This window comes from Streptomyces sp. NPDC032721, assembly GCF_055579625.1.
The window spans coordinates 194,201-215,245 of the sequence record NZ_JBVIMX010000008.1; the positions used below are offsets into that span (position 1 = coordinate 194,201).

At 67.8% G+C, this 21,045-nt stretch carries 23 protein-coding genes; 4 read left to right on the forward strand and 19 right to left on the reverse strand.

Going from position 1 to position 21,045, the window contains the following annotated elements:
• The first annotated feature begins 181 nt into the window (after positions 1 to 181).
• From ACZ5PB_RS18545 to ACZ5PB_RS18560, 4 genes are all read left to right on the forward strand, one after another.
• Entirely contained in the window at positions 182 to 1,522 is a 1,341-nt protein-coding gene (locus ACZ5PB_RS18545; protein ID WP_468692367.1) for a hypothetical protein, read from the forward strand.
• A complete protein-coding gene (locus ACZ5PB_RS18550) occupies positions 1,519 to 2,064 on the forward strand; it encodes a flavoprotein (protein WP_468692369.1) in 546 nt (181 codons plus the stop codon). Before ACZ5PB_RS18545 ends, ACZ5PB_RS18550 begins: the two co-directional genes overlap by 4 nt.
• A gap of 339 nt (positions 2,065 to 2,403) precedes the next feature.
• Positions 2,404 to 2,910 (forward strand): hypothetical protein, encoded by a 507-nt coding sequence (locus ACZ5PB_RS18555; RefSeq protein ID WP_468692370.1) that lies wholly within the window; start codon positions 2,404 to 2,406, stop codon positions 2,908 to 2,910.
• 122 nt (positions 2,911 to 3,032) lie between these two features.
• Entirely contained in the window at positions 3,033 to 3,656 is a 624-nt protein-coding gene (locus tag ACZ5PB_RS18560) for a hypothetical protein (protein WP_468692371.1), read from the forward strand.
• Between the two features lie 751 nt (positions 3,657 to 4,407).
• Here the strand turns inward: ACZ5PB_RS18560 and ACZ5PB_RS18565 are convergent.
• From ACZ5PB_RS18565 to ACZ5PB_RS18655, 19 genes are all read right to left on the reverse strand, one after another.
• The gene (locus tag ACZ5PB_RS18565; RefSeq protein WP_468692372.1) at positions 4,408 to 4,740 is read right to left on the reverse strand and encodes a hypothetical protein; all 333 of its coding nucleotides are present in this window, start codon (positions 4,738 to 4,740) and stop codon (positions 4,408 to 4,410) included.
• Between the two features lie 24 nt (positions 4,741 to 4,764).
• On the reverse strand, positions 4,765 to 4,989 hold the full coding sequence (locus ACZ5PB_RS18570; RefSeq protein ID WP_468692374.1) for a holin: 225 nt from the start codon (positions 4,987 to 4,989) through the stop codon (positions 4,765 to 4,767).
• A gap of 2 nt (positions 4,990 to 4,991) precedes the next feature.
• Positions 4,992 to 5,747, reverse strand: a complete 756-nt coding sequence (locus tag ACZ5PB_RS18575; RefSeq protein ID WP_468692376.1) for a peptidoglycan recognition protein family protein — start codon at positions 5,745 to 5,747, stop codon at positions 4,992 to 4,994.
• Between the two features lie 64 nt (positions 5,748 to 5,811).
• Positions 5,812 to 6,309 (reverse strand): hypothetical protein, encoded by a 498-nt coding sequence (locus ACZ5PB_RS18580; RefSeq protein WP_468692378.1) that lies wholly within the window; start codon positions 6,307 to 6,309, stop codon positions 5,812 to 5,814.
• Positions 6,306 to 6,716 carry a hypothetical protein gene (locus ACZ5PB_RS18585; RefSeq protein ID WP_468692379.1) on the reverse strand — a complete coding sequence of 137 codons (411 nt, stop codon included), beginning with the start codon at positions 6,714 to 6,716 and terminating at the stop codon, positions 6,306 to 6,308. The genes ACZ5PB_RS18580 and ACZ5PB_RS18585 overlap by 4 nt, the downstream gene beginning before the upstream one ends.
• 11 nt (positions 6,717 to 6,727) lie before the next feature.
• On the reverse strand, positions 6,728 to 9,172 hold the full coding sequence (locus tag ACZ5PB_RS18590; RefSeq protein ID WP_468692381.1) for a hypothetical protein: 2,445 nt from the start codon (positions 9,170 to 9,172) through the stop codon (positions 6,728 to 6,730).
• A complete protein-coding gene (locus tag ACZ5PB_RS18595) occupies positions 9,172 to 11,940 on the reverse strand; it encodes a hypothetical protein (protein ID WP_468692383.1) in 2,769 nt (922 codons plus the stop codon). Before ACZ5PB_RS18595 ends, ACZ5PB_RS18590 begins: the two co-directional genes overlap by 1 nt.
• Before the next feature lie 105 nt (positions 11,941 to 12,045).
• A complete protein-coding gene (locus tag ACZ5PB_RS18600) occupies positions 12,046 to 12,561 on the reverse strand; it encodes a hypothetical protein (protein ID WP_468692385.1) in 516 nt (171 codons plus the stop codon).
• Between the two features lie 13 nt (positions 12,562 to 12,574).
• Complete coding sequence (locus tag ACZ5PB_RS18605; protein WP_468692387.1) at positions 12,575 to 13,093, reverse strand: hypothetical protein; 519 nt, start codon at positions 13,091 to 13,093, stop codon at positions 12,575 to 12,577.
• Positions 13,093 to 14,079 carry a phage tail tube protein gene (locus ACZ5PB_RS18610; RefSeq protein WP_468692389.1) on the reverse strand — a complete coding sequence of 329 codons (987 nt, stop codon included), beginning with the start codon at positions 14,077 to 14,079 and terminating at the stop codon, positions 13,093 to 13,095. Before ACZ5PB_RS18610 ends, ACZ5PB_RS18605 begins: the two co-directional genes overlap by 1 nt.
• Positions 14,080 to 14,082: 3 nt before the next feature.
• On the reverse strand, positions 14,083 to 14,292 hold the full coding sequence (locus ACZ5PB_RS18615; protein WP_468692391.1) for a hypothetical protein: 210 nt from the start codon (positions 14,290 to 14,292) through the stop codon (positions 14,083 to 14,085).
• A 16-nt stretch (positions 14,293 to 14,308) separates the two neighbouring features.
• Complete coding sequence (locus tag ACZ5PB_RS18620) at positions 14,309 to 14,776, reverse strand: hypothetical protein (RefSeq protein ID WP_468692392.1); 468 nt, start codon at positions 14,774 to 14,776, stop codon at positions 14,309 to 14,311.
• Complete coding sequence (locus tag ACZ5PB_RS18625; protein WP_468692394.1) at positions 14,776 to 15,594, reverse strand: hypothetical protein; 819 nt, start codon at positions 15,592 to 15,594, stop codon at positions 14,776 to 14,778. The genes ACZ5PB_RS18620 and ACZ5PB_RS18625 overlap by 1 nt, the downstream gene beginning before the upstream one ends.
• A gap of 2 nt (positions 15,595 to 15,596) precedes the next feature.
• Positions 15,597 to 16,244 carry a hypothetical protein gene (locus ACZ5PB_RS18630; RefSeq protein ID WP_468692396.1) on the reverse strand — a complete coding sequence of 216 codons (648 nt, stop codon included), beginning with the start codon at positions 16,242 to 16,244 and terminating at the stop codon, positions 15,597 to 15,599.
• 4 nt (positions 16,245 to 16,248) lie between these two features.
• The gene (locus tag ACZ5PB_RS18635; RefSeq protein WP_468692398.1) at positions 16,249 to 16,557 is read right to left on the reverse strand and encodes a hypothetical protein; all 309 of its coding nucleotides are present in this window, start codon (positions 16,555 to 16,557) and stop codon (positions 16,249 to 16,251) included.
• A gap of 10 nt (positions 16,558 to 16,567) precedes the next feature.
• Positions 16,568 to 16,978: a hypothetical protein gene (locus ACZ5PB_RS18640; RefSeq protein ID WP_468692399.1), complete on the reverse strand. Its 411-nt coding sequence runs from the start codon at positions 16,976 to 16,978 to the stop codon at positions 16,568 to 16,570.
• A 70-nt stretch (positions 16,979 to 17,048) separates the two neighbouring features.
• Positions 17,049 to 18,521 carry a phage major capsid protein gene (locus ACZ5PB_RS18645; protein WP_468692401.1) on the reverse strand — a complete coding sequence of 491 codons (1,473 nt, stop codon included), beginning with the start codon at positions 18,519 to 18,521 and terminating at the stop codon, positions 17,049 to 17,051.
• A complete protein-coding gene (locus tag ACZ5PB_RS18650; RefSeq protein ID WP_468692402.1) occupies positions 18,521 to 19,540 on the reverse strand; it encodes an HK97 family phage prohead protease in 1,020 nt (339 codons plus the stop codon). The genes ACZ5PB_RS18645 and ACZ5PB_RS18650 overlap by 1 nt, the downstream gene beginning before the upstream one ends.
• Complete coding sequence (locus ACZ5PB_RS18655) at positions 19,540 to 20,904, reverse strand: phage portal protein (protein ID WP_468692404.1); 1,365 nt, start codon at positions 20,902 to 20,904, stop codon at positions 19,540 to 19,542. The genes ACZ5PB_RS18650 and ACZ5PB_RS18655 overlap by 1 nt, the downstream gene beginning before the upstream one ends.
• Positions 20,905 to 21,045: the final 141 nt, after the last annotated feature.

Consider the following 21,045-nt stretch of genomic DNA (forward strand, 5'->3'; position numbering starts at 1 on the left):
GGTCGCTGACGAGCTGCAACCTGTCTGACCAGTCGACTTCATGTCTGAAGAACACCTCACTTGAGGTGTCAAGACGAGGCCGGATCACAGGGCGCTTCAGGGGACATTTCAGAGGACATTTTCGAGACGAGAACGCCCCACCGTGGCTACCGTGTGTAAGACACGCACGTGGAGGCCAACGATGCCAGCGCCGCCCGGAAACCCTCTTCTCGTCCAGGCGCGCGTTGCCGCCGGGATCCACACCCAGGAAAAGTTCGTCGAGTCCTTCCAGGAGAAGGCCGTTGAGCTGGGTGTGAATGCCACGGTGACCGCCCGTCAGATCCGGCGGTGGGAATCCTCCCGGCCGGGATGGCCACATCCCCCCGCCCGCGCCGTGCTGACCGCACTGCTTGGTCGCTCCCCTGAAGAACTCGGATTCCGTCGACGGCCACGAAATCTCGCGGCGTCGGGAGGGCTGGGGCCGGTTCACGATGAAGGGGTGAATCGACGCGTCTTCATGGCCCGCTCAGTGACTGCGGTCGGCGCCGCAGCACTTCCGAACTCCGCCCTTGATCTGCTCGGGGCTCCGCCGTCCGATCCGGTGTCGGGCATTCGGGATGTGCTGACAGGCACGCTTCCCGCACCGTCCCGCCCGAGCAGTGTTGAGTCCATTCTCCGGGCGACCGCGTCCGCGAAGCGGCAAGTACAGGCCTGCCGCTACTCGCAGCTGGCGGGGAAGCTCCCAGGCCTGTTGATCGAGTTTGCGCAGCCGCGAGAGGCGGAGGTCGAGCAGAGAGAAGTTGACATCGCCGCGGTCCACGCCTTTCACGTGGCAGCATCGCTGCTTCTCAAGGCCGAGGATGCAGCATCTGCCTGGATCGCCGCGGAGCGGGCCATGGCGGCAGCACGGCGGGTGGGTGACTCGGCGCTGATTGCCGCAGCATCCCGCAGCCTGACCCAGGCAGTTGCAGCCGTGGGGCACAAGCAGCAAGCGATCCGGATCGCCATCGTCGGCGCGGACCAGCTCAGCGGTGAAGTGTCGAGGAAGGTACCAGCGAAGACCGCTGTGTTCGGTGCGCTGCTCCTTCGTGGAGCCTGGGCTGCTGCCGTAGGCGGGGATGCCGATACGTCGGCCGAGCTGCTCGACGAGGCGGGACGGTCGGCGAAACTCCTCGACGAGAGCAGCAACCTGGAGTGGACCGCCTTCGGATTGCAGAACGTCCAGCAGCACCGGCTCTCGATCGCCCTGACCCTGGGCAATGCGGGCCAGGCGCTCGACGCTGCCCGCAAGGTCGACGTCACCCAACTCGCAGTGACGGAGCGGCGCGCGGTGTACTGGATGGACGTGGCCCGCGCCCTCCACCTGTGCGGGCAGCCCGACAAGGCGGTCACCGCGCTGTTGACCGCAGAGAAGGAAGCGGAGGAAGAGGTCTTGTCGCGACCAGTGGTGAAGGAGCTCATCGGGGAAATGGTGTCCCGCGACCGTGCCGCCAGGTTGCCCGAGCTGAGACAACTGGCCTCACGTGCGGCGGTGCCGGTATGACCTCCGCGGTCCTCTACGTCATCGCCTGTGCGGCTGGCCCCGCCGCAGACCTCAGCAGGCTGGTGGGCGAGGCGGTCAACGACGGGTGGGAGGTGTGCGTCATCGGTACGCCTGCCGCGGTCGAAGGTGGATTCATCGACCAGGCCGGGCTGGCGGAGATGACGGGCCGCCCGGTCCGCTCGTCGTGGCGCCGCTCGGGCGAGGAGAAGAGCAACCCCAAGGCCGACGCGGTGGTGTGTGCGCCGATGACGATGAACTCAGCGAACAAGCTGGCTGCGGGCATCGCAGACACCTACGCCCTAGGACTCATCACCGAGATGGTCGGCGTCGGCGTGCCCGTCGTGGCGCTGCCGTTCTGGTCGACCGCGTTGGACGCGCATCCGGCGACGCGGCGGTCTGTGGACGTGTTGCGCGAGTGGGGTGTGCGGGTCCTGTACGGACCGGGAGAGTGGGAGCCGCACGAACCGGGCACCGGCGGTGAACAGCTGAAGAAGTACCCGTGGTCACGGGCTTTGCGACTCGCCGCCGAGCTGAAGCGCTGACTCCGAGCACGACGAAAGCCCCCTCCCGCCCGAAGGCGAGAGGGGGAGTTGTCACTGTGCGGGCAAGACCGGTTGGTTGGTCGACGATGCTGGGCTCGACAGGGCATAACCCCTTCCCCGCCTGCTGTAGGCGAAGGTCCGAATCAAGCCGTTTGGTCGTGAAATCTATTATGGAAAGAGAGATGCGATGGCTGACTAAAATGGGTCAAATTGATCGAATCAGGAAACTTAACCAGCCACTAGTTTAGTGTGCAACTTTGTATCTGATTGACTGCTGGGGGTTCTTCGCTGAGGATTTCTCTGGATCTGACGTCAGTAGGTCAATCGAGGGGGAACGCAGTGAAGAAGTTCGGAAGATCGATAGCCTTTGCCGTTGCAGGCTTAGCGCTCATAGTGGGTGGTACTGCCACGCCGGCGCTTGCAGAAGACCAGCGAGTCACTGTGCCTGCTGCTGCTCAGGCCGATGCCCTCGCGGAACTTAAGGTGGGTGAGCCCGTCATCCATAAGCGTGGTGACGGAGTGAAGCCTCCTGCGGGCATGGGTAACCCCTCTGAGTGGGGCGTCGTAAAGCTGCAGATTCCGACGGGCTCCGCTCAATTGTTCGCAGGAACCTGTAAAGAGGTAACACACGGCACCTGGTGCTACGGTTCAGAGCTTAATGGTGGCGTCGGGCCGAAGAAGAAGTGCTGGTCGCGCTACATTGCTAATGTGAAGCACCAATCATCGGTGCGAGTCATGAATCAGGACTACTACAGCGGTTGGGTGGGCGCTGGGGACATCTCCGATGCCACCGTAACGAACATCGGCAGTGCCTACACCTGCTACACGTATTACAATAACGCCTAGTCGCAGTACTCGTTGGGATGTTTCCCAAGTAGGTACGAGTTCGAATTACTTTCGGGGCTCTCTGCCGAAATCGGCAGAGAGCCCCGAAAGTGGGTTAATCTGCTTGGACGTGGAAGGGAATAATGCATTTCACGCGCGCTCGGGTCGGCTCGGTGGTGGCATTACTGGGGCTTGGCTTGCTTCTCGGCCTGGTGGGGCCATTTGCGGGAAATTGGAATAATGTCGCCAGTTCGGCGGTAAATGTCATTTTTTCCGGCGGGTGGTTGTGGGCTTGCTACGCATTCATGGTCGGATATTTTTGTAAGTCAAAAATTGAGTCAACCATTCTTGCGTCCGTGGGTTTGGCCATCGGTGTGGTCGCTTATTATATGCTTAAGGATTTCCTGGCTGCCGCAAACGGGTTAATCGTCTACAGTTCATCCGGAGGAAAAATCCTCTACTGGGGGATTCTTGCTTTCATCTTTGGGGCGCCTCTTGGATTCGTGGGTAATTTGGCGCGAATCTCAGGAATTGGCGGCCTGCCATTCCGGCTGCTTCTTCCCTTGATTGTCTATTTTGAAACCTCCATGCGCTTGAAAAACGAGGATCGTGGGCAACCTCAGGTAGTTTTGACTACCTGGAATGTCAGTCGAATCATTGCCATCGTTGTTGCAGTTGCTCTCGTGGGGCACACGATTTGGGGATGGCTGCGCGCTCGGGGTACTCGTTCAAAGTCAGAGGAAGATGGTGCCGAACTTATGAGGTGAACTGAGATGTTCATCTTGTTCCGCGGCCTCCTGTCCGGCCCGCAGGCCGAACAGGAGGCGCACTGCTGTTAAGGGTTTCTACGGTAGAAGAGCGGCGCGGGTGACGGGGCATCACCCGACGGAGGAGCCCCTCCTCGTCGACAGACCAGGGCGTCCGGATCACCGGCCGGGGGCTGGAGGGTGTACCCGTCCGGGCACGTCTGACCGGATGCCCCGTCCCGGCCTGGCTCACCCTGCGGCCCGCGCTCACCCGCAGGACCAACCGCACCCGCAGGACCCGGCGGACCAGTAGGACCAGGTGGGCCGACGACCGACGCCCCATCCGCACCGGGCTGACCGGACGGCCCTGGAACCGGGGGAGCCGGTGTTCCCGAGACGCCGGGCTCACCCTTCTCACCCCGTGCGCCGGCCGGACCAGGCGGCCCCGGGATCGGCACCGGCACCTCGGCACGGTCCGGCAGATCATCCACCGCAGCAGCAGGATCCGGGGCCGCAGGCGTACCGCCCTTCGCCTGGATCTGCGCCCGTAGCACCCGCACGTCCGTCGCGAGCGTGGACACTGCGTCGCCCCGCCGGTCCGCCTCCGCAGCCACCCGAGCCGTACGCTCCGACTCCGCCTCGATCCGCACCCACACCAGCACCACCGCCCCGGAGAGAATCAGCAGAACCGCGGCCACCGCGATCGACCGCCACCGCCGGTCGAGGAGACCACGGGTGTGCCGAGGGCGGCGCCGGATCCTGGTCGTCGTCCTCACGGAGTCGGCCCTCCCAGTACATCGAGCTGACGCTCAAGGTCGGCGATCTCAGTCCGCAGCTGCGCGATCTCCGCTTGGAGGGCAGCACGATCGGCGCGCTCGCGGGACAGCTCCGCATAGGCCGAGGCCAGCGCCGCCTCGGCCGTGGTGAGCTTGGCCTGCAATCCGTTCCGTTCTTCCTGGAGTTGATCGACGAGCCCGCCGTACCCGGTCAGCACCGCGCCCGAGTGGTTGGCCCGTGCCGATGCCCGCTGTCCGATCCACGACGCGGTGGCCGCTGCGAGCCCGACGACAATCGCCCCGATAGCGCCGAGCGTCGCAGCATCCACGTGTGCACGTCCTCCCAGCAGGGGTCAGAGGGTTGACGGTCCGCGCGGCGTATGCCGGGCAACCCACCCTCCGACGAACGTGATCGCAGCCGGGACCAGGGCGAGGACGAACGGGGTCAGTCCGTCCGGCATCCACTCCACCAAGCGCGCGTTGTCCTGCACCGCGGCGAGACTCGCAAGGAGCCCAGTTGATGCGATGTACGCGCCAGCGGATGCCGCGGTGACCTTCTTCTCTACGGGTGCAGCCACGGTCACTTGCCTTCCTTGAGTGCCTTGAGCTGGGCTTTAATCTCGGCGAACTCCGCCATCAGCGTCTGCTGGAACTTGTCCTGGTAGGCGAGGTAGGTGCTGGCTGCCCTCGTCGGGTCGCCTGCTTTGGGGTCGGCGACCGGGCTCTTGAACCGCGAGGCCCACACCTTCGCCGCGATCTTGTCCATCTCCGCTTCAGTGAGTGCCACGTCGTTGTCCTCCTCGGGGGGTTGGGTGGCGCGGGCGACGATGCCCGGGAACACCACCTCTCGGAACTGGCGGACCCGGGCGTCTCCGGGGCACGCGGTGCCGGACACGGCCCACGCGGCATGGAGCCGGTGGTAACCGAACCCGGGGTCGTCGGCGGTGCGACAGATCCGCAGCGGGATCCCGTGCCGCTGGTGCGACCACACGCCGACGCGGATGAGCTGCTCGACCTGCGCGTCCGTCCAGGGATCGGAGCCTTCCAGGTTCGACGCGGTCTCGATGCTGATGGCGCCGGTCCCGTCCGGCCGGCGGTTCGCCGCGGCGTTCGCGTCGGCCCTCGTCTCCGTGCCGATGAACTGCCCCAAATCACCCTCGTAGCCGAGACCGAAGTGCGACTCCAAGTTCGTCGAGTCGCGCCAGTACTCGTACGTCCGCTTCGCCGTCCACGGGGCGATGATCGAATGCACGATGAACTGGGTGGGCTTGATCGCCGGTTGGTTGTCCGACTCGGGTTGCAGCTCGTACTTCGTGGCCCCTGAATACCAGGCCATGCAGTCCTCCAGACATGACGAAAGCCCCGGCCGGGACGGCGCGAGACAGAGGGGCGGGGTGGGCTTAAGGGATCTCGTACTCCAGTTGCACGGACAGGTGACTACCGGACACCCACACGGGTGCTGCGTTGCCGACCGGCTGCATCACCCCGTCGGCCGGACGGATTGAGAAGACGTTGACCACGTTCGAGTTCCGCTGGATGTTGGTGAAAAGCGGCGCCCACGCGCCGCCCCCGCCCGGCTTGAACCGGCCGCTGGCCCGCCATCCGGTGTCGGGGGTGCCGATCGTCGCCGAGGTGAACGGCAAGCTGCACGTGATGTTCCCGCTGCCGAGCGTCGACCCGGTACCCCACGACAGCTCGGCCAAGACCTTGACCGTGCGGCCGACGGCCAGCCACCGGCCCGTCGCCGTGGACGCGCCGAGCGCGGACAGCCCCGACCACACCGGGGTGTACACCGTCCACGCCTGAAAGATGCTGGCGAACTGGTCGCGGATCTCGGTGTTGAGTAGCGCGGCCGTGACGGTCTCGCCGACCACCCACGTGCGCGGCGTCGTCGTCATCGGTTGATTCCCACCACCGGAACGTCAGGGTTTCTTGGGTCGTTGGGGTGCCACCAGTTCCGCAGGTGCGGCGGCCGGGACATCAGCCCGGCCTCGACTGCGGCGACGTCCTCGGGGTAGATGACGGTGCACCACCCCCACCCGCACTCGGTGCACGCTGCTCGGGGGTCACTCGGGGTGCTGATCTGCGCCGAGCCGCATACGCAGTCGACGATCCACCGGTTCGCGTTGATGCGCGCGTAGTACGTCTCCTCGACCGATTCCGCCGGGGGCTCGATGCGCCGCTCCATCCGGTACTCGAAGTACCGGTACACCCTCTCGGCACCGGGGACCTGGTCCCACGCGGTCGCGGGCAGGCGCGGCGGCGGCCGGTAGAAACCTTCGGCGCGGACGACGGGCACGGGCATGATGGCCCCCTTCAGTAGGCGAGTCGGGTAGTGGAGTCGAGGACGGAGTACACGGCGTCGCCGAGGACCCAGACGGAGTCGGTGGCCGAGCGCGAGGTCCGGAACTGGATCAGATGGGAGCCGAGCTTGATGGTCTCGGTGTAGCCCTCAACCGTGACGCGCATCGTCGACGCTGGCGCCTGTGCGGGCAGCCCGGTCACGCTGAAGTAGCTGCTGATGTCGGCGTCGAGGACGTCGGAGTAGTAGGGCAGGGTGGCCGCCTCGATCGGCACCTCCCTGAGTTCGGGGTCTGGGTTGGCGTACCGGGAGACCAGCCAGTTCGCCGCGTCCAGCGCGGAATTGTCCGACGTCTTCAGGACCTCCAGGCGCTCTTCGTACGGGCCGTACGCCAGCACCGAGGCCGGGGCGGACACCCGCTGTGTCGCACCACCAGGCCGTGATGCATCAACGACATTGATCAGCTTCTGGTCGTCGTCGGCCAGCTCCACCGCGTCCGTCTCCAGGTCCGCGTACGGAACCGTGAACACCTCGGACAACGGGTCAGGGTTGTAGCGGAGGTCGCGCGACTGGTAGGCCAGCCCGAACCAATCCCGCTCCGCGTACAGCCTGCTGCTCTCGGTCTTCTCGACCTCCCGCATCCGGGCCAGGGCGCCTGTTCCGCCGGCGCCTTGCCCGGCTACCGGGTCGTGTACGGACCCCCACACGGTGACCGAGGTAATCCCCGCGTACGACGCGAGGCGCTTGATGCGGTCGTCGGCCTGTTCGCCCACGAACGCGGTCTGTCCGGCCGTGTAGTGCTCGGCGAGCTGGGGCGCCGTGATGGTTCCCGTTTCGGTGGCGTACAGGGCGACGTGCCCCACGCTCCCCGACCACAGGCGGAGGTTGCGGTGGCCGCCGACGGCGAGGTGCTGGAGCCGGTACATCAGTGGCACGTCGCCGATTGTCCGTGCGACCCCGTCGACGTACAGCTCGTTGAGGCGCTCGTCCCATGCGACGTGGTGGGGTTTCCCGTCGGCGAGATTCCCGGTGGCCACGGTCAGCACGGTCAGCGGTTCACCGGCCTCGTTCGTGTACTCGATCTGAAGAGCCCCTCCAGCCCCGAGCGCGAGCACGAAGTTGAATTGCTGGTCATGGCTGGTCAGCGCACACATGACCCGGCCGGGCACCGTCGTGGCAAACCACACTTCCATGTGGTTCCAGTGTCCTGCCGACCGGCCCGCGAAGTCGTGGCCGAGGTCGGCCACCAGGTACTTGCCCGCAGACGCGGACACAGGAGTGAACGCGGGCAGGGACTCCCCGGTCGCGGCCGGGCCGGTGCCGGAACCGAACTCCAGCGTCCCGCCCACGCCCGCCTGGAGGATGGTGAGCTGTCCGGCCATCGTCCCGGACAAGTCGCCGGCGGATGCGGACTCGGCGGACTCGGTCAGCGGGTAGTACGCGAGCGGTTCGAGGAGCAGCACCTCCTCGGCGAGGCAGGACCGCAACGGGGGCAGGCGGTTCAGCCGTTTGAACAGATCGGTGCTGCTGATCGCCACCGTGGACAGCAGCCCATCCCAGCGGGTAGGCCAGTCGTTGACCATGCCCCAGTGCCGCCAGCGCGGCCGGTGCCCAGCCAAGTCGAACTCGACATAATCCGCAGTCCCCCCGGTGCGGGTGCCCACCATCTCGACGACCAAGGTGTCCGTCACTATCCACGCCGGAGTCGGCACCGAGCGGCGCACCACCCACGTGACCCCGTCGCTGGCCGTCTCCCAGTACAGGGTGCCGGCCGCCTCGCGGATGCGGAGCCACGCGTGCTCGATCGGCGAGTGGGCGAGGACGGTGGCGCCCGCGTCGAAGTAACCGACGTCCGACGCACACCTGAGCTGACCGGTTACCGGGCTGTACTGGAACCCGGCCCGGGTCCCGGCCGTCACCGAGTTCGCCATCACGGATACCGAGGCCGCTGACGACCCGTTCACCGTGGGCAGGGTCGCTACTTTCACGCTGAACTGGCTGCCCTGGAGACGCCATTGCCGACCCGACTGGTACGCGGCGAACCCGCCGGGGATCACAGGGACGCGCGCCCGTCCGTCGACCTCGGCGGCCCCGCCGTACGACCCGGACCACAGCACCGGGTCTATCCGCTCGTCGTCGAAATCATCGGCTAGCTGCGCGGCGGGCCACGGGGCGGGGCCAGACCGTACAGGCGCCGTGGTCACGGCCGCACGGATCGGGGAGTTCCGGCGCACGTACGGGTAGTACGGGCTGCTCGGGTTACCCGGGGTGAACCTCCCGTCCTCGTTGTTGAAGGCCAGCGTCATCGTCCCCGGTTGGATCTCCGACACCTCGTCCGAGGCGCCACGGCTGATGACGATCCCGCGCACCATGTCGACGAACTGAGAGATGTCCGTCCACGTGATCGACCACGGGGCCTGCACGAGCCCGCCCCATCCGGCTTCGACCAGGAGCGCCATCAGCCCACCCCCAGTTCGACGTTGAGGCCGTGGCCGCGCTTGAGCTTGAGCAGCTCGCGGCGTGTCTCACGGGCCAGCGCGATCGGGTCCGACACCGGACCGGTGACGTTGATGTTGATGGTGACCTGCTGTGGCGTGGACGCTCGTGCCGCAGACGCGACGGCCGGCCGACCAACCGACACCGTGCGCGCCGCACGGCTGACTCCCAACCGGCCCTCGTTCAGCTGGTCCATAAAGTCCACGCCATACCGCGCCACAGACCGCGCCCGCACCACGTACTCACCGTTCGAGATCATCGCCAGGATGGAATCCGAGGTGCTCGTCCCCGGACCCCGAACCGGGCCGCCACCCGGGTAGCCGACCGGACCGCCAGCCGCACGGCGGACGATGCCCCCGTCCGCGCGCGCCCACGGGTTGCTCACCCCACCAGGGGCGGGGCCGACGTTGACGTACCGGCTGTAGCTGTAGGTGTTGATCCGCAGAGTCACGGTCTTGTCGTTGATGCTGGCGAGCCGCCGCTTGGCCGCAGCGATCTGCGCCTCAAGCTGCGCGATGGTGGCCCGCACCGACGCCTTGCGGGAATCAGGCACCCGGGCCAACTGGCCCTTCGCGTTGTTGAGCTTCGCCTGAAGATCGGCCATGTCACCGCGCAACTTCGCGGTCTTGTCCGGGGTCTTCAAGATTTGATCAGCGAGCCGCCGCGCCTGCGCCGTGGTGAGACCCATCGCGTCAGCCGACCGGATCAAAGCCTCCCGGCCACGGGAATAGATCCCGTTGACCGTGGACCACGACGCCCCGTTCTCACGGGCCGACGCGGCGGCGGCCTCAGTTTTGGCCGCGAGATCGTTCAACACGCCCGCAGCTGTCCGGGCCTTCTCCGAGCCCAGATTGAGCTGGTTGCCCGTCATCGACAGTGCGGTTGAGTGCCCCTTGACGGCGGCCGTCGCCGCGTCAATCGCCGCCTCGAACCCGATCATCCCGCCGAGCGCCGACCTGTTGACGTCGTTCAGGGCCTGGATCGACTGGCGCAACCCGTCCGCCGATTGCTTCTGCGCGGCGAGTTTGGCCTGCACCTGCTGTGCCTGCGCCCCGAACAGGCCCATCGACTGCGCGGCCATCTGCTGTTCGGTCTTCACGTTGGCGAGCGCGGCGTCGTACTCGGTGAGCTTGGACTTCAGCTCGGAGGTGGTCATGCCCTGCGACCGCATGCCCGCCGCGAGCCGGTCGAACGCCTGCTTGGCCAGGTCGGCCTTGCCGCCCTGCACGAGCGCGGCCAGGGCCTTGTCCGCGCCGTCGAGGTTCTCCTTCGCCTCCTTCACCGGCGTGCTGTCCATGCCGATCAGCGAGGTGGCCCACTGCTGGAACCCTTGAAGGTTGCTCGGGCGCGACAGCGTGCGCAGGGACTCGCCGAGGGTACTGAGGTCAGAGCCGAAGACCCGCGCGGCCTCGCCTGACAGCTTCCCCGTCTGTGCGAACCGCTGGAGCGACGACGTCAGCTTGTCCACATCCGGCGGCGTGGACCGCCCGATCTGCGACAGCTCACTGATCGCGATGACCAACAGGCCAATGCCGGTCCCAACGAGCGCGACCTTCGCGGCGCGGGACAGCGAGCCGATGGCCGCACCCACCGCAGCGAGCCGCCCGGGTGCGCCGGCCGCCGCAGTCTGCATCGCGACCAGAGCCGCGCCGAACCCTGCGAGCGCGGCCTTCGCCGCACCGAACCCGAGCGCCGCCAGGCGCACCACCTTCAGCGCAATGGCGAGCTGGAGGAACATGGCGATCGCTCCGGGCGGAACCGCAGCGATGATGTTGCTCAGGACGTTGACGACCTGGAGCAGCCCGACCCCGGTGTCCGCGCCAGCGTTCAACACGTTGATCAGGGCGCGGCCCACGTTCAGCAGGGTGTCCCGGACGACGGGCCCCTGGGCTGAGGCGAAGTCCATGAACTCCCGGACGTTCTCCCCTACCGGCCCGGCATCTCCCGTGCGGACGAGGGACAGTAGCCCGTCAGTGATCTTGCGCAGGGTGCCAACGGCGAACGCCTCGAACTTCCCCACGGTCCGGTCGAACCCAGGCGTGTTCATCGCTCCGCCGAGGATGGTGACCATCCGGTCCAGCTCGCCCGACGTGCCCCGCACCAGGCCCGTGGTCTTGGGCAGGAGCCCGGTGAAGAGCGACATCCCCTTGATGACTGGGGTCATCGTGTCCTTAGCCAAGCCGTCGGACCAGGCGCTGTACGTGTCCTTCAGGACGGACAGCTGGGCTTGCGCCCGACGTGTCTCCGGAGGGAGCTTGGCCAGCGCCTGCCGGTACTGCTCCTGCGCGGCCACCGCCTCTTTCGAGGTCTTGCCGCTCTTCTCGACCGCGTCCTTGTAGTTCTGCTCCGCCTCGGACGCCTCGCCCATCGCCTTGATCTGCGGGCCGAGCGCGACCGCATACACCGCAGCGGCCACCCCGGCCGCCGCCGTGGCAGCCGAGAGCGGCGCCATCGCCGCAGCAGCAGGGAGCGCCGCAGGAGCAAGGGAGACCAGGCTCTTGCCGAGGGCCTCGGTGAACTTCCCGGACGCCTCGGTGTCCCGGTCCAGCGCCGCCAGACGGGCGGACGTGCTGGTGGTCATGCGTCGGATCGCTGCGTCGGAGTTGATCGCAGCGGCGGAGATCCGGCGGTGCATCCGGTTCGCCGCGTCCCCTGCCCCGTCGAAGACCCGGGACAGCTGGTCGCGTCCGGCGAGGATGAAGTTCAGGCGGGAGTCCGACACCGCGATCACCGCCTATTCAGTTAGGTCATTCGGAGCCCTGCGCCTGGGCGTCGTCGATCCACGCCACCAGGAGCTCGAAGTCGTCGACAGTCAGTGCGTCAACATCGGCCGGGGTCAGGTGGAGGAGGTGGGCAAAGAGCCCCAGGTACTCGTCTCGTCGCTCGGCAAGGTCGGGGGCTGAGTCCCCTCGGTCCCCAGCTCGCCAGGGGCCGGCGCTTTTGGGCCGTCAGCCACTGCGCGGATCACAGCCTCCGCGTGCTCCCGGTCGGCCGCCGCGTCCTCCAGCCCGGACAGCGCCTCGGCCACCTCCGCGCCGGTGGCGTCCGGGTTCGTGGCCGTGGCCTTCTGCGCGTTGGCCACGTACGTCTCGATCTCCCGCCGGTCGAAGCGGGTGACCATCTCGTCCACCCCGGGGTCGAAGTCGCCGTAGCGCAGCGTGGGGGTGGTCCTCTTCTTGAGGATCCAGACGATGCCACGCATCGCATCGAGATCCTCGTCCGCGAGACCCTGCTTGATCTCCGGCCACTTCATATCGACGGTGCGGGCGACGATGGCCGCTTCCGAGGTGAGCAGGGACCGCGCGTCGTACTGCTCGGGCTCCCCGCCGTCGGGGGTGTACACGATGATCAACTGGGGCTCCTGGTCAGGTGAGTCGGCGCCGCACGTCGTCGACGACGCGGGCAACCTCGGCGGTCATGCGAGGGGTGTGGCGTTTCACGGTCTTGTCCCACCACCCGGGGTCAGCCCATTGGGTGGCCCATCGTTTCCGGTTGCCGAACACGGGGTGGCGGATGCGGCCGTCGTTCATCACGGTCGGCATGTTGCGGAGGTCCTTCGGGAGCGCGGCCCGGTCGATCCACACCCGGGCCCCAGGGCCCCCGCCCGACGCGGTACGGACACTGATCCGTACCGCGCCCGCGAGAGTGGCCCGCAGCGGCCGGGTGTTCGTCGACGGCCCGCCGCGCTTGCCTGGCTTCCGGGGCTCGGACCGGATCGGCAGCGACCGCATCGTGTTGCGCAGGTCGTCGCGCAGCGGCTCGGCTGCACGCCGGATGCGCCGCTGCATGGAGGCGCGTAGATTCTCGTGACCAGCCGCTCGGAGCCGCCGTTGCAGCTCCAGGAGCTGGCCCGTGCCGAGGATCTGTACCGAGCCGGACGCCATCAGAGAGTGACGTCCGTGCTCATGTACTCGATCGCGATCGGATTCGTTCCGTCATACAGGCCGGTGAATCCGAGCTTCGGCTGGACCACGTCGAAACCGTCCACGCTCGGAGGCGCGTCGTCGAATCGAATCGCGGGCAGCTTGATCGTGAACCTCTCGTTGTGGGTGGCCGCGATGATCGGCCCGATGAAGTCCCAGACGAGCGAGGTCGCCGCGTCCGAGGTGTGGAGGTCGTCGAGGATGGTGTCGACGTAGTCGCCCTCGATGCTGCCCGTGATCTTCACCTGGTCGTTGGCGATCGGCTCTTTCTTCAGCGCGGACGAGTTCGCGTAGAAGCGGTCCACGGCCATGCCGCGCTCGATCTTCACGCTCACCTTGCGGATACCGTCCCTGGCTACCTCGGTGCCGTATGGCCCGGTCTTGAGCCCCATCTGTCCGAAGTGGAACGGGGTCATCGCCGGGTACGTGGCGACCGCCAGCACGGACGTTTCCTCGCAGTCCTTCGAGTCGATCTCGAACGACGCGGTCAGCATCCCGCCGACCTCACACGAGAACTCAGCCGCGACCACCTTGCAGCCGAGGAAGTTCTTCCGGGTCACCGTGCCCGTCGTCAAGGGCACGCCCTTCTGGATGGTCAGGCTCTTCCCGAACGAGTCCGCCAGGATGTGGGTCTGGAGGTACGCGGTCGTGGCCGCCTGCTGCACCGGGGTCACCGAGGTACCCATCAACGCCTGGAGCAGGAGCCCCATGCCCTTGTTGGTGACCTCCATCTCCAGCGACCCGGCTGCCTCCCGCTGGGTGACCACTCGCCGTGCGGACAGCGGCACCAGCCGTCCGGCCGCGATCCCAGCGGATTGGGCTGTGGTCTTCTTCAAGACCAGCGATTCCTTCGTGAATTCCAGGAACTTCGCGGGCGCTACGTAGGTGCCGTACGTCGTTTCGGCCGCGATACCCAGCTGGGCACCGAGCCCGGATCCGATCGCCACAGATCAGCCCTCCTTCTGCGGCCGGGCCGCGCTCTTCTTCGGCACGGGATCCGCACCCCGCGGTTCCTCGACCGCCTCCCATGCGGAGGGCTGGCAGATGTACCCGTCGTACCTCTCGTCCGGGACCTCGACCACCTGGTCCGGCTCCACCGTCCGGTCACCCAGCTCCGGCACGGTGACCGGCTCCGGGCCGATGTAGCGCACTCGCGCCATCGCTGTACTCCCTCGTCTAGATGCGGGCGCGGCAGGAGACCGTGATCGCGATCCCCGCCCGTACGCCTTGATCAGTGGTGAACTGCTGCAACTGCGCCCGGGTCAGGTGCGACCACAGGACCGCGCCGCCGAGCGTGGGCGCCTCCGGTGCGCCGCCAGAGGCCCGGATCGCGTCCTCGACCACGGCCAGCAGCGCGAACGCCCGATCACGCCGAGGGCCGACCTCCAGGTCCCCGGACCACGACTCGATCCAGCACGAGATCCCGAACTCTTCATCCCTGCGGCGTGCCCCGGCGTAAGCGAAGTCCTGCACAAGTTCGGCCGCCGCGTCCGCGCCCGGAGACCAGCCGACGACCACAAGATCCGCGTCCGCCATATCGCCGACCGGCGGCCCGTCAATGACCTTTACCTCGGCGAGCGACGGCGCCGCCCGCAGGATCGCGAGCAACGCAGTGATCGCCCCAGGAACTGCTGACGTTGCCATCACCCCACCCCCGGTGGCAGCCGGTACGGCTCCATCAACTGGAGCGCGCGGTTGGGCACCGCGTACCCGAAACCGGAGATCGGCTCCGACACCGAGTAGTCGTCCGTCCCCGCCTGCGGGCGCCCCGGGCCCTGCTGCGTACGCCACAGGTGCTGAAGGATGATCCGGGCCGCCGAGGTGAGCGCGGCCGGGACTACCCGGCGCCCCGCGTTGTAAGTGACCTTCACCGGCCCGGACAACGGACCACCGTCGAGCCGCCGTACGACTCCGGTGTCCGGGTCGACGTCGAGGTCGACCACTGGCGTCGCGACCCCGGACGAGAGCAGCGGATCAACCGCTGTGAGCGTGAGGACCGGTGTCATGCGCAGCGCCAGCGTCCTCGCCCGGCGCATGTCGTGGCGCTCGACCACCGTACGGACGACGACCGGTCCGCAGAGTGACTCAATGCCCGCGGTGATGGACTCGACCCAGCTCCGGATCTCGTCATCGTCATGAGCCTGTGTCTTGTTCAAGTGCCGTTTCGCGTCGGCGAGGGAGAGGATGCCCGGCGGCACCGCCTCCCGCACGTCGAAGCTATCGGTGTAGGCGCCGGCGCATACCCCGGTGGCGATCCATCGCACGGTGTGCCGCCCCGCCTGGACGGTCGGATAGTCGTAGGCGTAGGTCCCGGTGGACACCGGGCCGACTGGGGAAACGGTGCTCGTCGTCCCGTCGGGCAGGGCGATGGTCACGGCCATGGACCCGGCGTTCGCCAGGACCCCGGCCGCGTCGCGCACGGTCGTCCCGAGCGGGACCACTGCCCCGAGGTCGTACGGCATGGTCAACCTCCGCTCAGGGTCGGGCCGGTACGGATGTGAGAGCCGAGCGCTGCCACCGCGCCCGTGCCAGCGGAGAGGGTGCCGCCGCGCGACGCGTTCAAGGACGCGATCCCTGCGATGTCGTCGACACCTGCGTCCCGATGTGCCTCGATCAGGAGGGACAGATTCGCCTGCGAGGCCCACGTGGGGGAGGACGCCGAGCGCAGCACCGACCACGTGGTCCCGTCCGGGGCGGCCTCCCAGAACAAGGTCCCGGCGTCCTCGCGCAACCGCAGCCACGCATGCGCCACCGGGTCGTACGGAGGGAAAAGGGCCCCGGGGTCGGCCCACCCGGTGCGCAGGTACAGGCCGAGCACCCCGGCCGCCCGGTCCACGATGAAGCCCGCGTTCGTCCCCACCGTTTCCGTAAGGACGAGCAAGGACACCGTGGCCACCGAGGCGCCCCCGGCCGCTGGCGGGTCCACTCGCGCGGAGATCTGCCCCCAGCTCAGCGACCACGTAGCCGCCGACCACAGCGCCGCATACCCCTGCGTACAGGGGATGAGCGCCAGGCCACCCGTCTCGGTGACCGGGCCGTACGACTGCGGCCACAGAGCCGGGTCCACCACCCCGTCCCCGAAGCTGTCGCGCAGGAGGGCGAAGCTGCCCACGTCCTCACCCGCGCGTGCGGCGGGTGCGGCGCTTCGGCGCGGAGTCGGACGTCTCCTCGTCGGGGGTGTCCTCGCCCTCGTCTTCGGCAGTCTCGGGCGCCGGTGGGGTCAGGGACCTTTGTTCCCCGGGCTCGGCGGTGGCCGCCTCGACCCGCGTTTCCTGCCTCGGCTGCGCCGCCGTGGCGACGTCCTCGAAGAGGTGCCCGTGGGTCTTGAGGATGCGGTCCTTCTCCTCGATGAGTTGGCCCGCGGTGTAGGTGACCGGCACCCCGTCGCGCCACACGGTGAAGGGTTCTCGGCATCGCTTGATCATGGGGGCCTCCTCAGGCGTGCGAGATCGGGGTACGGCGGGGAAATGCGCGGACGATGAACGCCGCGTACACACCGCCGGTCGTCGCACCGCTGGTCGTGACCGACGCACGCAGGTAGCGCTTCGAGCCCTTGTAACCCAGCTCGAAGAGCGCGTCATCGTCGGTGCTCACCAGCGAGGGCGCGGACCCCTGAAGGTCGGCCGCCGCGACCGTGCCCCACGCCGAGTTGTCGTCGGACTCCTGGAGCACCACCGCGTGTGTGCCGTCCGTGATGGTGCCGGAGAGCACGACGAGCATCGCCGAGCGGGACGCGTCCTTGTTCTCGTGCAGGTCGACGGTGGTGCCGTTGACGGTGCCGTTGGTGCGGGTGGCCAGCGCCAGGGTGGTCTTGGTGCGGGCGATGTTGTACAGGGACTGCCGCATCACTGTCTCCTCTCAGATGCGGGTACGGGCCCTACCGGAATGCGGCAGGGCCCGTACGAGGGGGAGGGGATCAGGTGACGTTCAACATGCGGAAAGCGCCATCGTTGACGGAGTCGGCGCCGACCCGGTACCAGGCGTACCAGCCACGCTGACCAGTCGGCCGGCGGTTCGCTCCGACCAGATGCGGCAGGAACTCGATGCTCATGCCGATGCGGTCGGCGATGACGTAGTTGTCGAAGTCCCCGTACACCGCAACGAAGTTGTCGGCCGCTGCGGTAACCGTGCCGTCCATGTCCTCCGCTTCCAGGGCCGGACGGCCGAGGAGCTGCGGCGGGACATCGGCGCCGATGCGCTCCCACAGGTTCGTACCCCCGGAGCTGTCGAACTGCCTGATGGCGTTGTAGATGCCACGGTTGGCCAGCCACGCAGCGGTCGGCCGGTACCGGGAGGGCAGAGCCGTGTCCGTCTTGTAGACGTCGCCGCTGGCGAAGGTGTCAGTCGTCGTCGAGGTGACAACGCTGGACGTTCCGGTGAGCGCGGTGACGATGCCGGTCGGCTGCCCGGACCCGGACCCGGTGACGAATGCCGCGGCCTCCAGGGTGTCCTTGCCGAACGCCAGCAGGCGCCCGACCTCGGTGGTGACGTTCTCCGCGTCGTCCATCGCCTCGATGGAGATGGGCACGAACCCGTCGGCCTTGTACACGGGGATGGACGGCTGCGCGAAGGTCGGCGCATTGTCCCCGGCCTCGGACGCCTCGGCGGCCCACCGCCACGTCACCGCGCCTGCGGACACTCCGTTCCACACGTCGCCGGTCGCGACCACGCTCCGGGCCACCTGCCGGATCTGGTTCCGGGACCCGTTGCTGGTGATGATGATTGTCGGGTCAAGCTGGAACGGGACCATGTAGCCACCGCTGGAGTCCGTGAGCGACATGGCACGCTCCAGCGCCCGCTGCTCCTCCGGGGTCACCATGTGCCCCTTGCCACGCGCGAGCTTGGACCAGGCGCGCAGGTACTCCGGCGAGGACGTCGCCAGGCACATCCTGGCGATGCTGCCCTTCTTGTCGTCCCACGCCTCGATGATCTGCGTGGCCGTGGACCGGATGCGGTCGTCGGCGCCGGCCATCTTCTCCACCGCGCACAGCGCACGCGACCGGAGTTCCTGACCGACCTCCTCCTGCGAGCGGTTGAACGTGCGCATCTCGCCGAGGTCCCACGGGTTGCGGAACCGGCGGTCCTCCACGGAGTCGGGGTTGAGGATCGGGTCCGAGTCGTAGCCTGCGGCACTGAAGGAGGCGCCTGCCTGAACGGCAGTCGCGGCCGGGGCCCGTCGCTCCGTCGCGGTCGTCGCCGACCGGACACGCTCCAGGGCCGCCTTGCGCTCCAGCTGACGGCGGTGCGCGTCGACCTCGGCGAACTCGCGGGTGAGCTCGTCGAATGACTGCTCGTCCTCGCCGGTCAGCTCGTTTTTCTCGCCGAGCCGCTCCAGCTCAGCCTTGATGTCCGTCAGACGGATCTTCGCCTGCGGGTGGGAGAGTTCCATCAGTTGTCCTTCGATTCGTCGATGAGCGCCAGGCGCTCGCCCATGAGTCCGGTGATCTCGCGGATCTGGTCCCGGAGGGCGGCTGTACGCGGGGATGGCGACGGGTGCCCATCGGCGGGCGGCGCGTCAGGTACTGCGGGGACTGGCGGGTGCCCTTGTTCGGGCGGCGCGCCATCGGTGTTCCTACTGAGGGAGAGGAGGGTGTCCCGGATACCCCGGGCCATCTCCTCGGGGTCGGCCACCGCGTGGATGGTGACTGCGGGGCGGTCGCTTCGGGCAGGCTGACCGGGCTGCTGGTAGAGCAGCGCGGTGGCCACCTCGCGGCGAAGGTCAGGGTCGTCAGGGACCGAGGGGACGCCGGCGTCGCGGGCGAGGGAGTGCCGGATTCGTCGGGCCATGTCGCCGTCCGTGGCGAGCCCGTCGGCCACGTCCCGGGCCCGTACGGACACGCTCGTCCCCGCGTAGGCTGGGAACACGACCGGACCGAGTTCCCTGCACTTCAGCTCGATCAGCTCACGCTGAAGCGGACCCCGGTCGCCGGGCATGTAGAGGAGGTCCATCACCTGCTCCGGGCGGACGACCTTCCCGGCCGCGTCGCGCCACTCCTCGCGCACGACCTCGAACCGGAACGACATCCCGTTCACAGAGCCCTCGGCGATCGCGTCCCGGACCGGCTGCATCAGCCAGTTGTCCGTCACCCGGGCCTCGACGTACAGGCCCTGGTCGTCCTCACGCAGGTCGGTGATCGACCCGATCGGTAGGGACCCGATCAGCGGGTGCCGGCCGTGGTCGAACTGCATGACCGGAGTGCTCTCGCGGATGGTCTTCTTGAACGCGCCCTTGCGGATGGTCTCGGTGAACCGGCCTTCCCACGAGTCGATCTCGGTGGCCTCGCCGAACATCGCCGCATACCCCGACAGGGTGCGGCCGTCATCGCCCTCCGCGTCGCCCTCGGCGCGCTGGAGCAGGAACGGCGCGGACCTCTCCAGGTCGCGCGCCGCAGGGTGCAGGGTGGGCATCAGGCCCCCTCCTCAGGTGGTGGTGGATCCGGCTCGACCGGTGGTGGACCAGTGCCACCGCTGCCCGGCTTCTGGAGCTGCACGGAGAACATCCCGGTGTGGTCGAGCAGCGACCAGTCCTGTGCGCCGACAGCACGCTGCACGGACTCCGGGGTGAAACCGGCGTCCATCAGGGTGCGGATCGTCCGTGACTGAATGCCCTGGATCTCCGCCGCATCGTGTGCGTCTTCACGGAGGAACGGAACGTCCCTCGCGTCGTACCAGAGCCGCACCGCCCCGGACGTGTTCAGGCCCGGGGGCTGGACGAGGTGCGAGAAGCTGCCCGCGACGTTCTGCCACAACGGGTGAATCGTCCCGTCCGCGAAACGGCGTCGGGCTTGCCCGTAGTTGGAGTACGTCGCGGACGCCAGGCCCTCGGAGAACCCCACGATGATCGGCGGCACCCCAGCCGCCGCAGCGATGCGGGTCTCACCGGCGCCCTGCACGTTCGAGAAGTCGAGCTGTTTGAAGTCGCTGCCCACGACCGTCACGTCCGCGCCACCGCCGAGGAACAAGGTCTTGTAAGCGTTCTCGACGCCCTTGTGGGCCGAGTCCATCTTGGCCTTGAACTTCTCGAACGCGTCCGGACTGACCTCCCGCGCCAGGCGGACAACCATGTTGGGCGTGGCGGCGTTCTCCATGAACTTCCGCTTGTGCGTGGCCATCAGGTTGTCGGCCTGCGTCTCGCGAACCACCGGCGTCAGCCACGACATGCCCCGGTACGTAGCCAGCGGATCCGGCACCGGAGCGAAGTGCGCCACCTCGTCCGCGAGGAGCGGCACAGGGTTGCCACCCGGCTCCTGGTAGAGGTAGCCAAGCCGCCGCCACCCGAGGTCGCCGCCACGCATCGTGCGTCGCTCCAGCACGATCTGCACCCAGTCAGGACGCATCCGCACCAGCTCGTCACCATCACGCGTCCAGTAGCTGTTGCCAGCAAGGTCGGCGTCCTGGATCACCCGGGCCAGCAGGTCCTGCGTGGTGCCGCCCATCCATGGGGCCTCCAGCAGCCGCAGGTCCGTCGTTCCGAACATCTCGGAGGGTGCACCGTTGTTAAGGCGCTGCCACGTGAACCGCGGCGCGGAGAACACCGCTTGCCGGGCCACCATGCACGCCCACACAACCGGATTCGTCGCGAACAGCCTGGCGTAACCCGGGAGGTCGCCAGGCGCCTTCTCCGCAGCCTGCCCGGGCTGTGTCTGCGTGATCCCCAGCGCCGAGTACCCGCCGTACCCCAACGACTCCTGGAGCGCCTGCGCGTAGTCGTCGATGCTCCCTATGTCCCGCACCGCCGCGCCCCGGCGTGCGGCCCGCCAGAGACTCGTCACTGGCTACCACCCACGTCCGTCAGCAGCAGGCAGTACACGATGAGAAGAACGCCGCCCGTCATCAGGGCCGCCGCGAGGTCGATGCCGAGGCCCACGCCGGCCGTAACCAGCGCTCCGCCCGCGAGGACACCAGCACGCGCC

Coding starts and splice junctions, on each gene's coding strand:
- ACZ5PB_RS18545 (WP_468692367.1), top strand. CDS start 182: ATGCCAGCGCCGCCCGGAAACCCTCTTCTCGTCCAGGCGCGCGTTGCC.
- ACZ5PB_RS18575 (WP_468692376.1), bottom strand. CDS start 5,747: ATGGCCTGGTATTCAGGGGCCACGAAGTACGAGCTGCAACCCGAGTCG.
- ACZ5PB_RS18580 (WP_468692378.1), bottom strand. CDS start 6,309: ATGACGACGACGCCGCGCACGTGGGTGGTCGGCGAGACCGTCACGGCC.
- ACZ5PB_RS18625 (WP_468692394.1), bottom strand. CDS start 15,594: ATGCCGTACGACCTCGGGGCAGTGGTCCCGCTCGGGACGACCGTGCGC.
- ACZ5PB_RS18590 (WP_468692381.1), bottom strand. CDS start 9,172: ATGGCGCTCCTGGTCGAAGCCGGATGGGGCGGGCTCGTGCAGGCCCCG.
- ACZ5PB_RS18550 (WP_468692369.1), top strand. CDS start 1,519: ATGACCTCCGCGGTCCTCTACGTCATCGCCTGTGCGGCTGGCCCCGCC.
- ACZ5PB_RS18615 (WP_468692391.1), bottom strand. CDS start 14,292: ATGGCGCGAGTGCGCTACATCGGCCCGGAGCCGGTCACCGTGCCGGAG.
- ACZ5PB_RS18645 (WP_468692401.1), bottom strand. CDS start 18,521: ATGGAACTCTCCCACCCGCAGGCGAAGATCCGTCTGACGGACATCAAG.
- ACZ5PB_RS18605 (WP_468692387.1), bottom strand. CDS start 13,093: ATGGCGTCCGGCTCGGTACAGATCCTCGGCACGGGCCAGCTCCTGGAG.
- ACZ5PB_RS18635 (WP_468692398.1), bottom strand. CDS start 16,557: ATGATCAAGCGATGCCGAGAACCCTTCACCGTGTGGCGCGACGGGGTG.
- ACZ5PB_RS18650 (WP_468692402.1), bottom strand. CDS start 19,540: ATGCCCACCCTGCACCCTGCGGCGCGCGACCTGGAGAGGTCCGCGCCG.
- ACZ5PB_RS18640 (WP_468692399.1), bottom strand. CDS start 16,978: ATGCGGCAGTCCCTGTACAACATCGCCCGCACCAAGACCACCCTGGCG.
- ACZ5PB_RS18620 (WP_468692392.1), bottom strand. CDS start 14,776: ATGGCAACGTCAGCAGTTCCTGGGGCGATCACTGCGTTGCTCGCGATC.
- ACZ5PB_RS18560 (WP_468692371.1), top strand. CDS start 3,033: ATGCATTTCACGCGCGCTCGGGTCGGCTCGGTGGTGGCATTACTGGGG.
- ACZ5PB_RS18585 (WP_468692379.1), bottom strand. CDS start 6,716: ATGCCCGTGCCCGTCGTCCGCGCCGAAGGTTTCTACCGGCCGCCGCCG.